Annotated in this window: 16 protein-coding genes and 1 tRNA gene; 12 read left to right on the top strand and 5 right to left on the bottom strand. The window is 36.1% G+C overall.

What is annotated here, in order from left to right; genetic code table 11:
• Position 1: 1 nt before the first annotated feature.
• The 4 genes from A5821_RS04840 to A5821_RS04825 all read left to right on the top strand — a co-directional run bounded on the left by A5821_RS04840 (position 2) and on the right by A5821_RS04825 (position 2,582).
• Positions 2–487, top strand: a complete 486-nt coding sequence (locus tag A5821_RS04840) for a SprT family protein (RefSeq protein WP_086313462.1) — start codon at positions 2–4, stop codon at positions 485–487.
• A gap of 81 nt (positions 488–568) precedes the next feature.
• Positions 569–1,294, top strand: coding sequence for an ElyC/SanA/YdcF family protein (locus A5821_RS04835; protein ID WP_086313461.1), 726 nt, complete (start codon positions 569–571; stop codon positions 1,292–1,294).
• A 278-nt stretch (positions 1,295–1,572) separates the two neighbouring features.
• A tRNA-Leu gene (locus A5821_RS04830) sits at positions 1,573–1,655 on the top strand.
• A gap of 186 nt (positions 1,656–1,841) precedes the next feature.
• Positions 1,842–2,582, top strand: coding sequence for a glucose 1-dehydrogenase (locus tag A5821_RS04825; RefSeq protein ID WP_249921827.1), 741 nt, complete (start codon positions 1,842–1,844; stop codon positions 2,580–2,582).
• Between the two features lie 744 nt (positions 2,583–3,326).
• Here the strand turns inward: A5821_RS04825 and A5821_RS04820 are convergent.
• Complete coding sequence (locus A5821_RS04820) at positions 3,327–3,728, bottom strand: DUF2871 domain-containing protein (RefSeq protein ID WP_086313459.1); 402 nt, start codon at positions 3,726–3,728, stop codon at positions 3,327–3,329.
• 170 nt (positions 3,729–3,898) lie between these two features.
• Here A5821_RS04820 and A5821_RS04815 point away from each other — a divergent pair, with 170 nt between their 5' ends.
• Together A5821_RS04815 and A5821_RS04810 are read left to right on the top strand one after the other, a co-directional pair.
• Positions 3,899–5,548, top strand: coding sequence for a glycoside hydrolase family 13 protein (locus A5821_RS04815; protein WP_086313458.1), 1,650 nt, complete (start codon positions 3,899–3,901; stop codon positions 5,546–5,548).
• A 230-nt stretch (positions 5,549–5,778) separates the two neighbouring features.
• The gene (locus tag A5821_RS04810) at positions 5,779–6,996 is read left to right on the top strand and encodes a pyridoxal phosphate-dependent aminotransferase (protein ID WP_086313457.1); all 1,218 of its coding nucleotides are present in this window, start codon (positions 5,779–5,781) and stop codon (positions 6,994–6,996) included.
• An 84-nt stretch (positions 6,997–7,080) separates the two neighbouring features.
• On the opposite strand, the gene A5821_RS04805 is transcribed toward A5821_RS04810, so the two are convergent.
• The gene (locus A5821_RS04805) at positions 7,081–7,257 is read right to left on the bottom strand and encodes a hypothetical protein (RefSeq protein WP_086313456.1); all 177 of its coding nucleotides are present in this window, start codon (positions 7,255–7,257) and stop codon (positions 7,081–7,083) included.
• Between the two features lie 194 nt (positions 7,258–7,451).
• Between A5821_RS04805 and A5821_RS04800 the strand changes: the two genes are divergently transcribed.
• Complete coding sequence (locus A5821_RS04800; RefSeq protein ID WP_086313455.1) at positions 7,452–8,279, top strand: helix-turn-helix domain-containing protein; 828 nt, start codon at positions 7,452–7,454, stop codon at positions 8,277–8,279.
• A 103-nt stretch (positions 8,280–8,382) separates the two neighbouring features.
• Positions 8,383–9,531 carry an N-acetylglucosamine-6-phosphate deacetylase gene (gene nagA, locus A5821_RS04795; RefSeq protein WP_086313454.1) on the top strand — a complete coding sequence of 383 codons (1,149 nt, stop codon included), beginning with the start codon at positions 8,383–8,385 and terminating at the stop codon, positions 9,529–9,531.
• Between the two features lie 41 nt (positions 9,532–9,572).
• On the opposite strand, the gene A5821_RS04790 is transcribed toward nagA, so the two are convergent.
• Both A5821_RS04790 and A5821_RS04785 read right to left on the bottom strand, forming a co-directional pair.
• A complete protein-coding gene (locus A5821_RS04790; RefSeq protein WP_086313453.1) occupies positions 9,573–9,965 on the bottom strand; it encodes a hypothetical protein in 393 nt (130 codons plus the stop codon).
• A gap of 33 nt (positions 9,966–9,998) precedes the next feature.
• Entirely contained in the window at positions 9,999–10,667 is a 669-nt protein-coding gene (locus A5821_RS04785) for a DNA/RNA non-specific endonuclease (protein WP_086313452.1), read from the bottom strand.
• Between the two features lie 165 nt (positions 10,668–10,832).
• Between A5821_RS04785 and A5821_RS04780 the strand changes: the two genes are divergently transcribed.
• From A5821_RS04780 to A5821_RS04765, 4 genes are all read left to right on the top strand, one after another.
• The gene (locus A5821_RS04780) at positions 10,833–11,534 is read left to right on the top strand and encodes an ABC transporter ATP-binding protein (protein WP_086313451.1); all 702 of its coding nucleotides are present in this window, start codon (positions 10,833–10,835) and stop codon (positions 11,532–11,534) included.
• A 6-nt stretch (positions 11,535–11,540) separates the two neighbouring features.
• The gene (locus A5821_RS04775) at positions 11,541–14,969 is read left to right on the top strand and encodes an FtsX-like permease family protein (protein WP_086313450.1); all 3,429 of its coding nucleotides are present in this window, start codon (positions 11,541–11,543) and stop codon (positions 14,967–14,969) included.
• Positions 14,970–15,278: 309 nt separating this feature from the next.
• Positions 15,279–15,803: a hypothetical protein gene (locus A5821_RS04770; protein WP_086313449.1), complete on the top strand. Its 525-nt coding sequence runs from the start codon at positions 15,279–15,281 to the stop codon at positions 15,801–15,803.
• 20 nt (positions 15,804–15,823) lie between these two features.
• Positions 15,824–17,296: a flotillin family protein gene (locus A5821_RS04765; RefSeq protein WP_086313448.1), complete on the top strand. Its 1,473-nt coding sequence runs from the start codon at positions 15,824–15,826 to the stop codon at positions 17,294–17,296.
• Between the two features lie 107 nt (positions 17,297–17,403).
• On the opposite strand, the gene A5821_RS04760 is transcribed toward A5821_RS04765, so the two are convergent.
• Positions 17,404–18,663, bottom strand: coding sequence for an MFS transporter (locus A5821_RS04760; RefSeq protein ID WP_086313447.1), 1,260 nt, complete (start codon positions 18,661–18,663; stop codon positions 17,404–17,406).
• Positions 18,664–18,699 lie beyond the last annotated feature (36 nt).

Here is an 18,699-nt window from a genome sequence, read left to right as displayed (position 1 = left end):
TTTGAGTCGTTTTTCAACAGAGGAAAAACCAGCAAAGCCAGTATTTACCGATGATCAGTTACAAAAATTAGTAGAAGAAATTTCGTTGTCTTTTTTTGAAAAAAAGTTTAAACATAAAGCCTTTTTCAATCGACGGTTGAAAACGACAGGTGGGCGTTATCATTTAAATTCTCATGATATTGACTTCAACCCAAAAGTCGTCGAATTATACGGTGAAGATGAATTGATCAAAGTAATCAAACATGAACTTTGTCATTATCATCTCCATATTGAAGGAAAAGGCTACAAACATAAAGATTCTGATTTCAAGACTTTATTAAAGCAAACGGGCGGCAGTCGCTATGTGCGCCCGTTAGTTAAACAAAAGCCTCAATCCTATCATCAGTATCAATGTGAGAAGTGTCAAACATTGATTTTAAGAAAACGTAGAATCAATACGCAAAAGTTTGTCTGTGGCAAATGCCATGGAAAGTTGATAAAGGTCTAGAGAAATTATAATACCGCCTTTTCTTTTTTAGAAAATGGCGGTATTATTGTTTTATCAATTAAACACAGAGTAGGTGAGCAGATGATTCAGGAATGGAATACAGTCATCGACTATTTATCAGAGAAAGAAAAAGTGACAGGTACTTATGATTTAGCGATTTTAGCTGGAAATAGTTTACCTTATCTTGCAAATGAGTTGATCGATTTATACAAGCAAAAAAAAGTATCCGCGTGTTTACTTGTGGGTGGCATTGGTCATGCTACGCCTTTTTTACGCAAAAATTTTAAAGATATGGGCATAAACGTGAGTGACACAAGTGAAACTGAAATGTATTTAGAGTACTTTAAAGAAAAATATTCTCTCGATACAAGCTCATTTTTAACAGAGACAACATCAACTAATTCTGGTGAAAATGCCCTTTTTTCATTAAATACTGTAAAATCAATGGGAATCACGCCCAAAAAAGTCTTGTTATTAGAAGATCCCATCTTACAAAGAAGAATCAAAGCAACTTTTAAAAAAGAATGGCAAGAAACCGACACAGTGTTTACAAACTATGTACCAATAGTACCTTACGTTACAGCTATCAATGAAACGATCAGTTTTGAAGATCCGAAGCTAAATGGTTTATGGAGCAAAGAATATTTTCTTTCTTTAGTTTTAGGTGAAATTCCACGACTAAGGAATGATGAATACGGTTATGGTCCTAAAGGCCGTGATTATATAGGTGAAGTAATGATTCCTCAGGATGTGTCTCTAGCATATGACATGTTACTGCAGCGATTTGAATACAAGCAGAAACGGTGACAGGAGAACGGAGAATCTGAGATCGCAAAAAAACATTCCGAGAAATTAAGTGGTTAGGCTGTGACTCGTAACGTTATATCCTAACCACTTTTTCTTGATTTGTTCTATATGAAGCATTGTAATTGTTTTAGTCAAAAAGAAAGTAACTCAAGTTATCTCAAGGAGTACTTTTTGGAATATTGACAAATACTAAGGTATATTCTATGATAGATTTACGCAGAAAGAGTGACTCATCTGCTTTAATTTCAACAAAGAGTCGATTGATTATTTTATAAAAAGCGGTCATGGCGGAATGGCAGACGCGTCAGCTTGAGGGGCTGATGGGGGCAACCCCGTGGAAGTTCGAGTCTTCTTGGCCGCATAATTTTTTTAACAGATATGAAAAAATTGTGAGCAAAGCATCTTCCTTTTCAAGGAAGTGCTTTTTTAGTTTTATCTTTCAATGATTGTAACGTCCATTTACAAAACCTTATAAAGCGTTATAATGAATGTAAGCGTTTTATAAGGTTTTTGGTTTTATCATATAGTAAGAATGGGGGACTCATTAATGAGATTAAAAGGAAAAATTGCGTTGGTTACTGGAGCATCGATGGGGATGGGGAAAGAGCATGCTGCTTTATTTATTAAGGAAGGTGCGATCGTTTATATTGCGGATATCGATGATAGTTCAGGAAAAGAAGCAACTGCCGATTTAGGCGAAAACGCTCATTTTGTTCATTTGGACGTTACAAAAGAAGAACAGTGGCAAGCTGTTATTGAGCAAATTTCTAAAGAGCAAGGTGTATTAGATATCCTTGTTAATAATGCGGGGATTAGTGTCTTTAAAAGTTTAGAAAATACTAGCCAGGATGATTTTATGAGGACGATTGAAATCAATCAACTATCTGTCTTTTTAGGGATGAAAACATCTATCGGATTAATGAAAAAAAGTCAATCAGCTTCAATCATTAATATTTCATCTATCGAAGGTTTTGAAGGAAGTATCGGTGGTTATGGCTATGTCAGTTCAAAATTTGCGGTTAGAGGCTTAACTAAATGTGCCGCTTTAGAATTTGCAGATAGGAATATCCGCGTCAATTCTGTGCATCCTGGCGGCGTTATTACGCCAATGGTCACCCAAGCAACGGGAGAACAAAAAGCTGCAATTGAACAATTCCAGCAAACAATTCCGATGAAAAGGATGGCTAATCCACAAGAAATCTCAAAATTAGTCTTGTTTTTAGCATCAGATGATTCTTCTTATTCAACAGGTAGTGAATTTATCGCAGACGGCGGTATTTTAGCGTGATACCCGAGAAAATAAAAACGTGAGAGTGGACATTAGAGTTATTTCGTGTATTATAAAACTATGGAAACCCACACAGGATTATTAACCCATATCAAGGTGTTTAAAGAAAAGCCATACGCTATAACAGGGATGTTAATTTGGGAAAATGATGTCTGTATTAATTGTGTTATCAAAAACAGACCGTTTGCCACGTATGTACTGTCGTTACCGATGCACCAATACAAAATTGAGGTAAAAGGAAACTATAATAGTAGAGGACAATTTGATGTAAAACATATGCGCATCGTTAACATAGATAGCTATATTGCTTTGATAGGAACACCGGAATAAAGAGCTTGGGACGGAAGAGTTTATTTACGAAGCTTTCAAATCTTAGTGCTTTAGCACTTGGAAAATAAAGGGAAGTATTTTGTTATTCGTGATTTACAGCAATGTAATCAAAGAGTAAAATAGTAGTTTTTTCTGTTTCCACTGTTTATTCGGATTACTTGAGACAGGGATGTGACTCATAGAGTTATATCTCTGTCTCTTTGCATTTATTACGTATAAGACAAAAAAATTATTCGCATATGAATGGGAGAAATTAGTCGGATATAGTGAATCATTTAAGTGTTATAGGAAATGGCACTTTAATTGCTGAACATCAAAAAAAGTGCGCTTCATTTATTTAGAAGACGCACCATTTTAATAATGATTAAAAGAATAGACAACCAGATTCATTCCTTGTATTAAAAACAGTGAAGTCTATTCTTTAACTGCTTTAAATAAAACTTGGAAGAAATAAGCTAATCCCACTGTAATGATAATATGACCTAATCCAGCCATTCCAGAAATCGCTGCTGATTCAGGATGACCTAATACTTGCAAAATACCTCGAACGATCATCATTAATAATGTAACACCTAAGCCAATATTATAAATAATATAGAATTTTTTATAATTTTTCTCTTTAGTCAATTGAAAATTCTTTTCTAGCACTAAAACAATCAAGAAAAAGAACATTCCTAAAATCAATACATGTGTGTGTAAAACACTCAATTGTGTTGTACCAGAAAAATCATTCCATTTTGTAAATTCACGATAAAAAACTCCGGCCAATAATCCAAAAATCATATAAGACATACTAACTCTAACTAATTTTTTCATGGTTCACCTCTAAATTTATTTTTCAAACAACTTAACTATAGCAAAGCAACTGGTTAATTTCTACGTATTTGCTTTTAGAGTGGATACAAAAAATATATGCATTTTAGATACGCTTTTTGATCATATCTTATATAATGGATGAAAGACAAATACAAATTGGAGTGATACAGATGACAATCAAACGTACTTGGTGGAAAGAAGCAGTTGGTTATCAGATCTACCCAAGAAGTTTTATGGATACTAATGGTGATGGTATCGGTGATTTGAACGGTATTCGCTCAAAGTTAGACTACCTTAAGGAGTTAGGAATTGGCTTTATTTGGATCACCCCAATCTATGAATCACCTAATATAGATAACGGTTATGACATCAGTGACTACCAGAAAATTCTCAGAACATTTGGTACGATGGAAGAATTCGATTTGTTAGTGGAAGAAGCACATACATTAGGAATCAAGATCATTATGGATTTAGTTATCAATCACACCTCTAATCAACATCCTTGGTTTTTGGAATCAAGATCTTCCGTAAAAGATGATTATAGAGATTATTATATTTGGGCAGATGGCAAGATTGATGGTCCGCCCAACGATTGGGTTTCGATTTTTGGAGGATCGGCATGGGAATATGATGAAACAACCAATCAATATTACCTCCATGTTTTTGCCAAAGAGCAGCCTGATTTGAATTGGGAAAATCCTAGAGTTAAAAGAGAATTATTTTCAATGATCGATTGGTGGTTAGATAAAGGTATTGATGGGTTTCGTGTTGATGCGATCTCTCACATCAAAAAGGCACCTTTAGAAACGCCCTTAACCAGCGACCCCTTTGAATCATTTAAAAATGTACCTGGAATTGAAACGCACTTAGAAGAGCTGAGAGATGTGTTTAAAAAACGTGATATTTTAACGGTTGGTGAAGCGAATGGTGTTAGTGCCAAAGAAGCGCATCAATGGTTAGGAGAAAATGAAGGATACTTTAATATGCTGTTTGAGTTTGATCATATTTCACTTTGGAATAAAGAAGAACAAGAGACTCTAGATGTCATTCGTTTTAAAGAAGCAATCACTACTTGGCAAGAAGCTTTGGCGGATGGTAAAGGTTGGAATGCTTTGTATATGGAAAATCATGATATTCCTCGTTCTGTTTCAAGTTTTGGTAGTGAAGAGACTGTGTTCTGGCAGGCATCTGCTAAAGCATTAGCACTCACATTTCTTTTACTACAAGGAACGCCTTTTATATACCAAGGACAAGAAATAGGAATGACAAATATGCCATTTGCATCGATTGATGATATCGATGCAGTAGATACTAAAAATTTTTATTATGAAATGATCCATGCAGGAGTGACACCGGAAAAAGCAATGGAAGTGATTCGAAAAACAGCTAGAGATAATGCAAGAACACCGATGCAGTGGACGGCAGAAGAATATGCTGGTTTTTCAAAAAGAACACCTTGGATAGTTATGAATCCAAATAAGCAGTCCATCAATGTATTAGATGAATCAATGGATCCAAATTCAGTGTTAAACTTTTACAAAGAAGTAATTCAGTTAAGAAATCAAAATGAAGCATTGATTTATGGATCGTATAAATTGTACTTACCTAAACACCCACAATTATTTGTTTATGGTCGTCGCTTAGGAACAGAAAGGTTTGTGATCATGATTAATTTGTCTAAAGAATTTGCATCGGCTGATTTGCCAGAAAATGTTCAAATTGAAGAGTGGAATTTGGTAGTATCCAACCTCAATGATCACGCGATTCATCAACACACACTATTTGCTCCTTATGAAGCAAGAGTTTACAAACATAAATAAAAACTCTGACATCTTTTTTACTTAAAGAGAAAGATGTCAGAGTTTTTCAACGATTCATTTAAAAGGAAATTTTGCTGTTAGAGTGGTGTGATTCTTATTTTTGTAAATAAATAGAGCAGATAGGAAAATGGAATAAGAAATTTTTTTAGAAAATTTTCAATTTTTCATTGCTTTTTTTTTCTAGGTGGCGTAACTTTAAAGATATAAATTTTGAAAATGAGGGATACAGTATGAGAAATTTTGAGAAATCTAACAAACTTGATGGTGTAAGTTATGATGTACGTGGTCCGGTTTTAGAAGAAGCGGACAGAATGCATGAAGAAGGTATTCGTATTTTGAAACTTAATACTGGTAATCCCGCCCCCTTTGGTTTTGATGCGCCAAATGAAGTTGTCCGCGACATGATCATGAATGTTCGTAATTCAGAAGGCTATTCTGACTCAAAAGGGATTTTTTCAGCACGTAAAGCGATTGAACAATATTGCCAAGTTAAAGGATTCCCTAATGTGACGATCAATGATATCTATACAGGTAATGGCGTCAGCGAACTGATTTCAATGTGTATGCAAGGCTTATTGAATAATGGTGATGAAGTTTTAGTCCCAATGCCGGATTATCCATTATGGACAGCTTCTGTTTCTTTAGCTGGTGGAAACCCTGTTCATTATATTTGTGATGAACAAGCAGAATGGTATCCTGATATTGATGATATTAAATCTAAAGTTACGACCAATACAAAAGCAATTGTGTTGATCAATCCAAATAATCCGACAGGAGCCTTGTATCCTAAGGAAATCCTTGAACAGATCGTTGAAATAGCAAGACAAAATGATTTAATCATCTTCTCAGACGAAATCTATGATCGTTTAGTGATGGACGGACTAACGCATATACCGATCGCAACATTGGCGCCAGATTTATTTGTGGTTACTTTAAATGGACTATCAAAATCACATAGAGTTGCAGGTTTTCGTTGTGGTTGGATGGTACTTAGTGGGAATAAAAAACATGTGAAAGGGTATATAGAAGGATTGAACATGTTGGCTTCGATGCGTTTATGTTCAAATGTATTATCTCAACAAATTATTCAAACGGCTTTGGGAGGGTATCAAAGTGTAGACGACTTGTTATTGCCTGGAGGAAGAATCTACGAGCAGCGGGAATATATTCACAATGCAATCAACGCTATTCCAGGGCTTTCAGCAGTGAAACCCAAAGCAGCTTTTTATATTTTCCCAAAAATTGATACTGCCCGTTTTAATATTTATGATGATGAGAAATTTGTTCTAGATTTTCTACATGAACACCATATTTTATTGGTGCATGGTGGCGGATTTAACTGGACTCAACCAGATCATTTTAGAATTGTGTATCTTCCTAAAATGGAAGACTTGAAATTTACAACTGAAAAAATGCGTGAGTTTTTAAGTACCTACAAGCAAAAATAGTAAGGAAAATTTAGAACTAAAAAGAGTGACTCAAAACGATTTCCGTTTTGAGTCACTCTCATTTTTCGATTGCTATCTACAAAATTAGTCTGTAGTTTTGCAATCTTTTTTACTAATTACCATACGATTTGTGTACTTTTCTTCCATATCCGGACTTGGATCCGAAACAACAACCAAATAAGCATTTTCATATTCTTTTTCGACATAGCCCTGATAACTACTTTTGTCCCAACTGAAGCTAATTCGTTTCTCCTGTGTCATGAGTAACACCCCTTATTTGCAAAGCAAAATTATTTTAAATCGTCTCGGTCTAGTATTAGGTAATGTTCTTGCAGTATATTATGCAATAAAGTACAATAAATGCATAATGCGAATTCGCATATTTTGAATCTTTTTGATTAACAAAACTTTTTTTATTAGTAATAGATCATTGAAATTGGCTTAGGAGTGAAGGTATGGATTCTTTTGGAGCAGTTATTAAAGAGATTCGTAAGAATAGAAAACTAACGCAAAAAATGTTATCAGAAGACATTTGTTCACAAAGTGTATTGAGTAGGATCGAAAATAATGAAGAGTTACCTAATGTGGTAGTGATGCAACAAATTTGTCAGCGTTTAGGTGTAACAATGGACCAAATCATGCAGTTCAAGTCAGATGAAGTTCGTTTGATTACACAAATATTTGAAAAAATAGCGGATTACTTTCGACATAAAGAATATAAAAAAATAATGAGGTACATGAAAGATACTCAAATTGAAGAACGTTTACATTTGGATACAGACTGGCAACGCTATTATTATTATTTAGGTAGTTGTAAATTTTATCTTTGCAGTGATTACGAACAAGCGATCCTTGACTTGAAAAAAGGTCTTTCATACACCTATCAAGCAAATAAAGTGAACTTGTCTGATTTTGAAATTCAAGTGATCAGTTGTATCGGCAGTACATATAGTAGTATTGGTAAGATTGCGGATGCTGAGAAATATTTGAAACTAAGTATTCATTATTTTCATAAATTACCAAATGAACGCGTGACTGCTGAATTAACAAAGATATTTTATAATTACTCTAAATTTTTAACAGATCAAAAACGTTTGGAAGAGGCTCAAATCTATATCGATCAGGGAATTGTTTGGTCAAGACATCGAAATAGTTATTACTATCTAAGCGAATTATTTCAATTAAAAAGTCAATTGATGTTTGTTAAAGGAAAAATAGAACAAGCAGAAGAATATCAAATTTTATCGGAACAAATTCTCCGTATCGAAACAATTAAAATCTAAGGAAAGTTATGTAAATATTTTTTGAAAAGGTCTACACCATTCTTGACTTTACCTGATTTTAAGAGTACGTTTATAGTAGAAAATTAAAGAAAGAAGGATGAAGATGAGAACGTTTATCTTTGCTGAAAAGTTCTTTTTAAAAAGTGATGTAAAAGGACCAGGTTATTTAGAGATCACAGATGGTCTTTTCGGAGATTTTTATAAAGAAGTTCCTGAAAAAGATGTAAAAGTAATCAAAGAAGAAGGCAAATGGATTGCACCTGGCTTGGTTGATACCCATATTCATGGTTATATGAATCATGATGTGATGGATAACGATGCTGAAGGATTGAAAGTTATGTCAGAAGGATTGTTATCTTGTGGTGTAACATCATTTTTACCAACAACGTTGACTTCAAGTAAAGAACGCTTAAAAGATGTTGCCAAAACGATCGGTGATGTTTATCAAGAAGTTCCAGGAGCGAAAGTTCAAGGAATTTACTTTGAAGGACCTTTCTTTACAGAAGAACACAAAGGCGCTCAAAATCCAAGTTACTTTGGCGATCCAGATTTAGCGACATTTAATGAGTGGCAGGAAGCTTCTGGCGGTTTGATCAAAAAAATCGCATTAGCTCCAGAACGTAAGGGTGTTAAAGAGTTTGTAAAAGCTGTAACAGATGAAGGTGTTGTTGTGGCGTTAGGTCACAGTGATGCAACATTAGAGCAAGCAACAGATGCAGTAGAATCTGGTGCTAGTGTCTTTGTTCATGCATATAATGGGATGCGTGGATTGAATCATCGTGAACCAGGAATGGTCGGCGCACTAATGTCATTGAAACATGTCTTTTCTGAATTGATTTGTGATGGACACCATGTTCACCCGAATGCAGCAGATATTTTAATGGAAAAAGCGGGTCATGATCATGTAGCATTGATTACTGACTGTATGATGGCTGGCGGCATGCCAGAAGGTGATTACATTTTAGGCGAGTTTCCAGTTGTTGTTAAAGACGGAACAGCTCGTTTAGAATCGGGCAATTTAGCTGGTAGTATTTTAAAATTAAAAGAAGCAATCAAAAACGTTGTGGACTGGGAAATCGCTACACCAGAACAAGCGATTATGATGGCAACATTAGTTCCAGCTGTTAGTTGTAAAATCGATGACAAATGCGGTATGATTTCTAAAGGTCGCGATGCAGACTTTATCGTGTTAAATCCAAATATGGAATTAGATGCAACCTATTTGGACGGTGTAGAACGTTACCGTGCATAATAAAAAAACAGCTTTCAGCAATTTTGCTGAAAGCTGTTTTTTTATAGTGATTCATTTTTAGGTAAGATAGAAGAGTTTAATGTACCACTAGTGTACGCAATAAAAAAATCGGATAAGAATAGATCATAGGTCTCGATATCTTCTTTATAAAGTGAAACTGGAATAACAAAGCTCTGTTCAGTTGTACCTGCGATATAATCTCCGTCAATCGTTTGTGCTACAACCAAAAATTCTTTTTGTTTCCAATTTGAAATATCATCCGAGGAAATTGTTTCATCAGAAGCAAGGTATTGAACATTTTGCTCAAATTGCTCTTCTAAAGTTTGGCTGAAAATAATCGCACTTTCTTCATCCTGTTCATTTTCTAAAACCGCGGTTAAAAAACTTTGTGGATCAGATTCTGTAAGCTGGTCTTTTATCGTTGGAAAATCCATATACCTTCCTCCTAAACTTAAAAGCCGAACAGGCTATTTTTCATTCAATATCGTAACACGAAAATCAATGGTGGTATTTTTACCCAGGCCTTTTGCTTCTAAATCGATTTGTTTACATAATAATTCAGTACCTTCATAAACTGGTGTGACCCGATAACGGATCGTTTCTCCATTATCTAAGGCTTGACGGATTTGGTTTTCGTATTTAGTCATAAAAGGTGTATTTACAGGTGTTTGATAAAGAGTGGTGAGATTTCTTGCATCATCACCTGAACCGCCAAGCTGCCGTCCAATCAAATGTCCTCTAGAATGAGAGGTTGGTTCTAAACCAGAAACAAAACCGGGTGGGCGAATATCCTTATTAGCGGATGTACCTGTATTGACCATTGCTGGTTTCAATAAAGCATCAGCGCCAGTTGCCCGACCAAGTGAATCTAAAGCGTGATAATCAATCCAACCTTTTTTACTATCAGCTAACTCAGCGGCTGAAAAATTTGCAGCTCCAAGTTCCTTAGGCCCAGGATTCGTCGAACTTACAGGTTTTGTCGTACTTGATTTCGTTTGTTCCTGTGTGTGAATTCCGAACATCTCCTGAATGTCAGTTGGGACTTGTACCCCAAATACTCCTAAAACTAAAATAATTAAAACTGCCACGAGCATAACTGCTGGACTGAACGGTGGCTTTTGTTTTTTTCTTGCCATGTTTTTTCTCCTAACTGAAAATAAAGCTGACTTTTGTTGAAAATTTATAATAAGTCATCCTTCTATTATACGAAAAAAAACAAAAAAATCAAAAACCTTTTGTGCTGTAAGAGGACTTGTTAGTCTTATTATGATAAAATTCTTTTGAGAGGGGATTGAAAAAACATGGCGTATATTGATGTAATAAATGAATATAAAAGATATCATATGGGAGATACCACAATAGCTGCAAATGATGGGATCACCTTTTCCGTAGAAAAAGGGGAAGTAGCTGTCATCTTAGGTCCAAGTGGTGCTGGGAAATCAACTGTATTAAATATTTTAGGTGGAATGGATTCTTGTGATGAGGGGCAGATCGTAATCGATGGAACGGATATTGCCAAATTTAATGAAAAGCAATTAACAACATATCGCAGAAATGATGTTGGATTTGTTTTTCAATTTTATAATTTAGTGCCTAATTTAACCACAAAAGAAAATGTTGAGTTAGCTTCTCAAATCGTTTCGGATGCATTGAATCCGGAAGAAGTCTTGAAATCAGTTGGTTTGGGCGCTAGATTAGACAATTTTCCGGCACAATTATCTGGTGGTGAGCAACAACGAGTGACGATTGCCAGAGCCATTGCCAAGCGTCCTAAATTGTTATTATGCGACGAACCTACAGGTGCCTTAGATTATGAAACGGGAAAACAAATATTAACAATTTTACAAGAAACTGCTCGTAATACTGGTACGACTGTTATCATCATCACACATAATTCTGCGATTGCACCAATGGCGGATCGCGTGATTCGCATTAATGATGCCAAAGTTAGAAGTGTAACGATCAACGATGAACCAAAACCTGTATCCGAGATAGAATGGTAGGTGGCCGTGTTGAAAAAAACAGCCTTACTCAAAACAAGTTTTCGAGAAATCAAACAATCTAAAACGCGATTTATATCGATCATGGGAATTATTTTTCTCGGTGTGATGGTTTTTGTTGGTTTAAAAGCAACAGGGCCTGATATGACTCAAACAGCTTCAAACTATTATCAAAAGCAAAAATTACCAGACGCCCGAATCGTTTCGACTCTTGGGTTAACAGATAAAGACATTGATGAAGTGAAGCAAGTGAAAGATGTAGAGACTGTTTTTCCGAGATATACAAAGGATCTAGCTATTAGCGATCGAAATGTTGCGGTAAAATTTGTCAGCTACGACATCAAAGAAAAACCACCTTTGACTGACTATAAAATTGTTGACGGTCGAATGCCTAAAAAAAGTGGAGAGATCGTTCTAGATGACCTTGCTCAATTACGAGGACACTATAAATTAGGGGAGACTCTGACACTATCAAAAGAAGACAACAAAGACAAAGCATTGAAAAAAACGCAGTTTAAAATCGTCGGATTTGTTCAATCACCTGAGTATATCGAGAATACGTCAAGAGGGAATACAACGATAGGAAAAGGTTCACTAGATTTTTTTGCAGTAGTTCCAAAAGAAGATATGGATCTTTCAGTCTATACAGAAATACTAGTGTCTTTCAAAGGTCTTAACAATATTGACAGCTATTCAACTGAGTATAAGGACAAACGAGAAACAGCAGTTGCATCCGTTAAACAAGCAATGAAGAAACGTCCAAAACAACGCGTAGAAGAAATCCGTGAAGAATCAAAAGCTTCATTTGAAAAAGCGCAAAAAGAGATTACGGACGGAGAAAATGCTTTAAAAGATGCTGAAATAAAATTGCAGTCAAGTGAACAGGAATTAGTGTCAGGAAAGCAAGAATTAGCGCAAGCACAAGCAACCTACACACAACAAATCACGACAGCAGAAAATGAACTTGCAGCAAATCAAACAACGATCATCAACAGTGAAAATGAGCTTACAGCTCAAAAAAACTTACTTGAAACAAAACGAACTGAGTTAGCACAAGCAGAAAATCAAGTTGCTGAAGGTCAAAATGCCTTACCTGGGTTACAACAACAGCGCAATGAACTAGCGACATCAAGTGAATCGTTAAATCAATTAGTCAATGGTTATCAGAGTTTAGCTTCTTCGGTTGCTATTTTGGATCGTGTACCAGATGCGTTATTGTCAGAAAGTATTGCGGAAGCTGCCCCACAATTACAATCAGCAGTTCAATCATTAGGAGCGCCAGCTGAAATAACTAGTGCGATCAATCAACTGATTACCCAACCAGAAAGAGGAAACATAGGGGTTGTGATGCAAACCATCAATGGTGCTTTAGCAAATTTATCAGCACAACAAGCTGACGTTGCACAAGGTTTGCAATCGCTTGATCAAACCATTGCTACTATCAATCAATCGATCGCTCAATTCACGGAAGGTCAACAGCAAATCGCTGTAGCAGAAACTCAACTAGCACAAGCACAAGCGCAATTAGCTTCTGGAAAAGAACAATTATCAGCGGGACAAGCGCAATTGGAACAGTCAAAAATTGACGGACAAGCAAAATTAGATGAAGCGCAAGCCAAAATTGATGAGGGACAAAGAGCCTATGATCAAGGACTAGCCGACTTTCAAAAAGAAAAGGAAGAAAGTCTAGCGAAATTGGCGGATGCCAAAAAACAATTAGAAAAGAAACAAAAAGAATTAGCTGATTTAAAAGCAGCAGATTATTACTATTTCACAAGAGATGATAATCCTGGGTATTCAGAATATGAAGACAATGCGAATCGTATTTCGTCTCTATCAACCGTTTTTCCAATTTTCTTTTTCCTGATTGCAGCGTTAGTTAGTTTAACCACGATGACTCGTATGGTTGAGGAAAAGCGGATGGAAATCGGTAGTTTGAAAGCATTAGGCTATCGAAACGGTGAAATTGCCTTTAAATTTTTAGTGTATGCAGCAATTGCCAGTTTATGTGGTGCTGTTTTAGGATTGTTTGTTGGGTATTATTTATTCCCGACGATCATCTTTGATGCATATGGCCAATTATATAATATTCCAAATTTTGTGACACCTTGGTATTTGAGTTATAGTTTGATTGCTATTTTGGTGGCTGTGCTATGTACAGCCGGTGCAGCGATGGTTGTTTTACGAATCGACTTATTTAGCACTCCCGCAAGTCTTTTACGCCCCAAAGCACCTAAAGCTGGTCAACGGATTTGGTTAGAAAGAGTAAAACCAATTTGGAATCGATTGAGCTTTATTCAAAAAGTAACAGCACGGAATTTGTTCCGTTACAAGCAACGAATGCTAATGACAGTTTTAGGAATTGCAGGATGTATGGCATTGATTATTACAGGCTTTGGGTTGAAAGATTCAATTTCAGATATCGTAGAAGTACAATTTAATAAAATCTGGCATTACCAAGCTGTTGTGACGTTCAAAGATGGAACGAATAAAAAGGAGCAAGAGAATTATCAAGCGGTATTGGATAATGTTAACGGGTTAAAGGAAACGATGCCTTTGTACATCGAGTCTTTAAAAACGACCAATAAATCGAATGCAAAACAAGATGTTTCAATTTATGTTCCTGAAACACCAAAAGAAATCGATCATTTTATCTTATTCAATGATCGGCAATCTGGCAAAAAATATGAGTTGACAGATGATGGTGTCATCATCAACGAAAAATTAGCTAATTTATTCCACTATAAAACAGGTGATACACTTGTTTTGAAAAACAGTGACAACCAAGAATACAAATTTAAAATCAAGGCGATTGCCGAAAATTATACAGGTCACTTTGCCTATATGTCACCAGCCTATTATGAAAAAATAGTCAAGAAAGCACCGAAATATAACACGGAGTTTTTGCTTTTTGATAAAGTGCCAGATGAACAAACTGAGGCTTCAATAGGAAAAGAATTGATGGCAAATCAAAATGTTTTAAATGTTTCCTTCTTATCTATCTCTAGTGATGCACTAGATGATACGATCCACAGTTTGAATATTGTTGTATGGGTCTTGATCACAGTCTCTGGTTTGTTGGCATTTATCGTGTTGTATAACTTGACGAATATCAATATCTCAGAACGAATCAGAGAACTCTCAACAATCAAAGTATTAGGTTTTTATGATAAAGAAGTGACGATGTATGTTTATCGGGAAAATATTATTTTAACGTTGATCGGTATTTTCTTCGGTTGTTTCTTTGGAAAACTTGTTCATGGTTATGTATTGACAACGGTAGAAGTTGATATGTTGATGTTTTCTCCGACTATTCATTGGTTTAGCTATCTTTATTCCGCGTTGATCACCTTATTCTTTACTTTGTTGGTCATGGTTTTCATGCATAGAAAATTGAGAAAAGTCGATATGATCGAAGCTTTAAAATCAAATGAATAAAACGGATAAAAAGTTAGAGTGGAACAAAAACATTTAACTCCGAAAAAAGAAGGCGTCGCTTTTGCGCTCACTATTTATTTGGATTTCTTAAGGCTAGGACATAACTCTAAAGTTATGTCCTAGCCTTTTCTTTTTGTGTGAACAGATACTTTTGATGGATGACTTTTTTAAGATTAGCTGTCCTTTTGTACAGAATATTGGTAAAATATAAGTATCTTCGGGAGAACGTCAGGAGAGAATGGAAAAAGCCGTTTCAATAATAAAACGACAAAAAAAGGCGTGGGAATCAGACAAGAAAGGAGTGAGAACGTGATTCAAGGAATTCCGATTGAAACAATTTATCTTTACACACTGATTATTTGTGCAGGAATTGCGGTTTTACTGGTGATTTTCGGAGATATTTTTGATTTTGACGGACCTATTGATCCGATGTTAGCTATTCCATGGTTGGCATTTACATCATTATTCGGTTATTTAGGAGAGCGTTTACTTGGTTGGAATCATCTAATGTTATTCATCGTCAGTGGCGCAATTGCGTCAATTCTCGTTTTTTTCTTAAATTTTTATGTGTTGATGCCGTTGAAAAATGCGGAATCAACCATTTCGATTTCGGAAAAGGATATGGAAGGCAATACGGCAACTGTTATTACGCCGATTCCAGTTGGCGGTATGGGTGAGATTCAATTTAAAAGTGTCACTGGGTCAATCAGTAGACCAGCGGCATTCTATGCGCCACAAGACCAACCAATCGAACGAGGGGCGCAAGTACTGATTATTGAAATCAAAGAACGTGTGTGTTACGTCGTTCCTTATGAGGGTAGTTTACAATTATAAACAAGAAGGGGTAGAAGAAAATGGAATTAGGGATTTTAGGACCAATTGTTCTGGTTGTTTTTATTTTATTGATGATGTTGATTGTTTTTATCTCAAAATATCAAACAGCCAAACCAGATGAAGCGTTGATTATTAGTGGGAGTTATTTAGGTAATAAGAATGTTCATGCTGATGAGCGTGGCAATAAAATAAAAATCGTTCGTGGCGGAGGTGCCTTTGTATTACCAGTATTCCAACGCTCGAATCGAATTAGTTTGTTATCAAGTAAGCTAGATGTATCCACACCGGAAGTTTATACAGAACAAGGAGTTCCAGTAATGTGTGATGGAACCTCGATCATCAAAATCGGTTCTTCAGTTGAAGAAATCGCAACCGCGGCGGAACAATTTTTAGGTAAAACACGTGAAGAACTTGAAAATGAAGCACGTGAAGTTTTAGAAGGTCATTTACGTTCGATTTTAGGTTCAATGACTGTAGAAGAAATTTATCAAAATCGTGATAAATTTAGTCAAAGTGTGCAGGAAGTTGCGAGTGTGGATTTGGCCAAGATGGGTCTGATCATTGTATCATTCACAATCAAAGAAGTTCGTGATAAAAATGGGTATCTAGATTCTTTAGGAAAACCAAGAATCGCACAAGTAAAACGTGATGCAGATATCGCTGAAGCAGAAGCTTGGAAAGAAACACGGATCAAAAAAGCGGAAGCAGAAAAAGAGTCACAGCAAGCTGAATTACAACGTCAAACAGAAATTGCTGAAGCCTCAAAAGAAAAAGAATTGAAATTAGCAACTTACAAAGAAGAACAAGATATTGCTAAAGCCAAAGCTGACCAAGCTTATAACTTAGAGACAGCTAAAGCACAACAAGACGTTATTGCCCAAGAGATGGAAGTCAAAGTTATTGAACGTCAAAAACAAATCGAGTTGGAAGAAAAAGAAATCATTCGTCGTGAAAAACAATACGATTCTGAAGTGAAGAAAAAAGCAGATGCTGATCGTTATGCGAAAGAACAAGAAGCACTAGCTCAAAAAGCCCGTGAAGTAGCCGAAGCCGAAGCTGAACGTTTCCGTGTGGAATCATTAGCAGAAGCTGAAGCAAACCAAACTCGTTTAGCGGGTCAAGCGGAAGCGGAATCTATTTTAGCCCGTGGTGCTGCCGAAGCCGAAGCAAAACAAAAAATTGCGGATGCCTTTAAGGAATACGGCGAAGCTGCTGTCTTAAGCATGGTGATGGAAATGTTACCACAATTGATGAAAGAAGCGGCTCAACCACTTAGCAATATTGATAAAATCTCAGTCGTTGATACAGGCGGCGGCGGAGAGAATGCGGGCGCTAATCGGATTACGAACTATGCAACGAATTTATTAGCTGGTACGCAAGAAACATTAAAAGAAACAACAGGTTTAGATGTCAAAGAATTAATTGAAAACTTCTCAAAAAAAGGAACGAACAGCAATGTGAATTTCTACGGTGATGAGAAGGAAGAACAATAAGCAAAAAAGAAACAGTGAGCAGATAATCTCTGCTCACTGTTTTCTTTTTTTGAGGCAATAATTGGTATTACAGGCGTTTTTAATTCCCAGTATAGTTTGTTAAAGACTTAATCTAGTTCATAAGCACTATCTTTTTCAGGGACTTTGTTCACGATGAAAAAAGCTACGGCAGCTAGGACCATAATAATGATTGAGATGTAAAAACCCATTTCCCTTGTTCCAGACGCATCGGAGATAACTCCTGTAATCGTAGGAGCAAAAATAGAGGCGCTTAAGCCGAAAAAGTTTGAGATCCCAAGAGTAGTTCCCAAAATTAAAGGGTTTGCCTGGTCGCTGATAAATGAAATAATGATCGGCTCAACGGCTAATTTCCCTAAGAAACCATAAAGTATCAATGCAACTAATAGTAATGAAGAAGTCTTAGCGGTGACAGTCAACAGCAACATTGCCGCTGCACCTAATTCTAGTGCTAAGATGATCGTTATTTTTTTAGACTGCCATTTATCGGAAATTCGACTAAAAATCAAAGCACCTGGAATAGCAGCAAAAGCTACAAGTGCTGATGAAAATCCAATCGCCACACCTTTAAAACCGCGTTCATCTTGTAAGAATGCGGGGAGCCATGTAACGACCATATAGTAACCATAACAAGTGCCAAAATATAACAAGTAAGAGACAAGCATTTTAGCTGAAAAAAGTCCGGTCGGTTTTTCTGTTGTAGTTGGTACTTCAGTTACTGTATCTGTAGTGTCAGTGGTTTCATTTTGTTGTTTTGTTGGACTACTTTTTATCCCAAACGTAAAGGCGATGATCATTGTAACAATCAGTCCAAAGCAAAGGAACATCATCGATTGCCATGGAAAATTAAATTGTTTGACTAAAAGACTGGAAAGAATCATCCCAATCCCCATACCAACGGCAGAACCACTGTTAATAATAGCGGTAGAAAGGCCTTTTCTGTTTTGAGGGATACTTTCAGATGAAAGTGAGAAAGCTGCGCCATAGTATGAACCACAACCTAAGCCGGCTAGAACACTAGCAAAATAAATAAGTGTCAAAGATTGCGCTTGAGTGATCATAAATGCTGCTGCACCAAATAAAATAAATCCAGGAATCATCACAGTTTTCTTTCCGAGTCGGTCAACGAGCATCCCAGCTGGAATCTGCATACTTGTTGCCCCTAAAAAATAACAACTAGAGATCAAGCCCATTTGTGCATTGGTGTGAAGACCGACCGTTCCTTGGATTTCTGAAAATAATGGTGTAAGGGACGCGCGATAGACCCAAATAGTGACCCAACCAAAACATAGTAATACGACAATTCTTTTCCAGTAATGCGTGTCAATTTTTTCACTGCTGTTATTCATTTTTTTCCTCCTATAGCAATTTAATAGAACATGTAT

This window comes from Enterococcus sp. 7F3_DIV0205, from assembly GCF_002141365.2.
In the GTDB taxonomy this organism is placed as follows: Bacteria; Bacillota; Bacilli; order Lactobacillales; family Enterococcaceae; genus Enterococcus_L; species Enterococcus_L palustris.
The sequence above is the reverse complement of the archived record's forward strand: the minus strand, read 5'-3'. Positions and strand labels throughout refer to the sequence as shown.

What these genes read in the sequence shown, in the direction of transcription:
- A5821_RS04810 (WP_086313457.1), top strand. Translation starts at nt 5,779, where the DNA reads ATGAGAAATTTTGAGAAATCTAACAAACTTGATGGTGTAAGTTATGAT.
- A5821_RS04790 (WP_086313453.1), bottom strand. Translation starts at nt 9,965, where the DNA reads ATGGATTTTCCAACGATAAAAGACCAGCTTACAGAATCTGATCCACAA.
- A5821_RS04765 (WP_086313448.1), top strand. Translation starts at nt 15,824, where the DNA reads ATGGAATTAGGGATTTTAGGACCAATTGTTCTGGTTGTTTTTATTTTA.
- A5821_RS04760 (WP_086313447.1), bottom strand. Translation starts at nt 18,663, where the DNA reads ATGAATAACAGCAGTGAAAAAATTGACACGCATTACTGGAAAAGAATT.
- A5821_RS04825 (WP_249921827.1), top strand. Translation starts at nt 1,842, where the DNA reads ATGAGATTAAAAGGAAAAATTGCGTTGGTTACTGGAGCATCGATGGGG.
- nagA (WP_086313454.1), top strand. Translation starts at nt 8,383, where the DNA reads ATGAGAACGTTTATCTTTGCTGAAAAGTTCTTTTTAAAAAGTGATGTA.
- A5821_RS04785 (WP_086313452.1), bottom strand. Translation starts at nt 10,667, where the DNA reads ATGGCAAGAAAAAAACAAAAGCCACCGTTCAGTCCAGCAGTTATGCTC.
- A5821_RS04835 (WP_086313461.1), top strand. Translation starts at nt 569, where the DNA reads ATGATTCAGGAATGGAATACAGTCATCGACTATTTATCAGAGAAAGAA.
- A5821_RS04780 (WP_086313451.1), top strand. Translation starts at nt 10,833, where the DNA reads ATGGCGTATATTGATGTAATAAATGAATATAAAAGATATCATATGGGA.
- A5821_RS04815 (WP_086313458.1), top strand. Translation starts at nt 3,899, where the DNA reads ATGACAATCAAACGTACTTGGTGGAAAGAAGCAGTTGGTTATCAGATC.
- A5821_RS04805 (WP_086313456.1), bottom strand. Translation starts at nt 7,257, where the DNA reads ATGACACAGGAGAAACGAATTAGCTTCAGTTGGGACAAAAGTAGTTAT.
- A5821_RS04820 (WP_086313459.1), bottom strand. Translation starts at nt 3,728, where the DNA reads ATGAAAAAATTAGTTAGAGTTAGTATGTCTTATATGATTTTTGGATTA.
- A5821_RS04800 (WP_086313455.1), top strand. Translation starts at nt 7,452, where the DNA reads ATGGATTCTTTTGGAGCAGTTATTAAAGAGATTCGTAAGAATAGAAAA.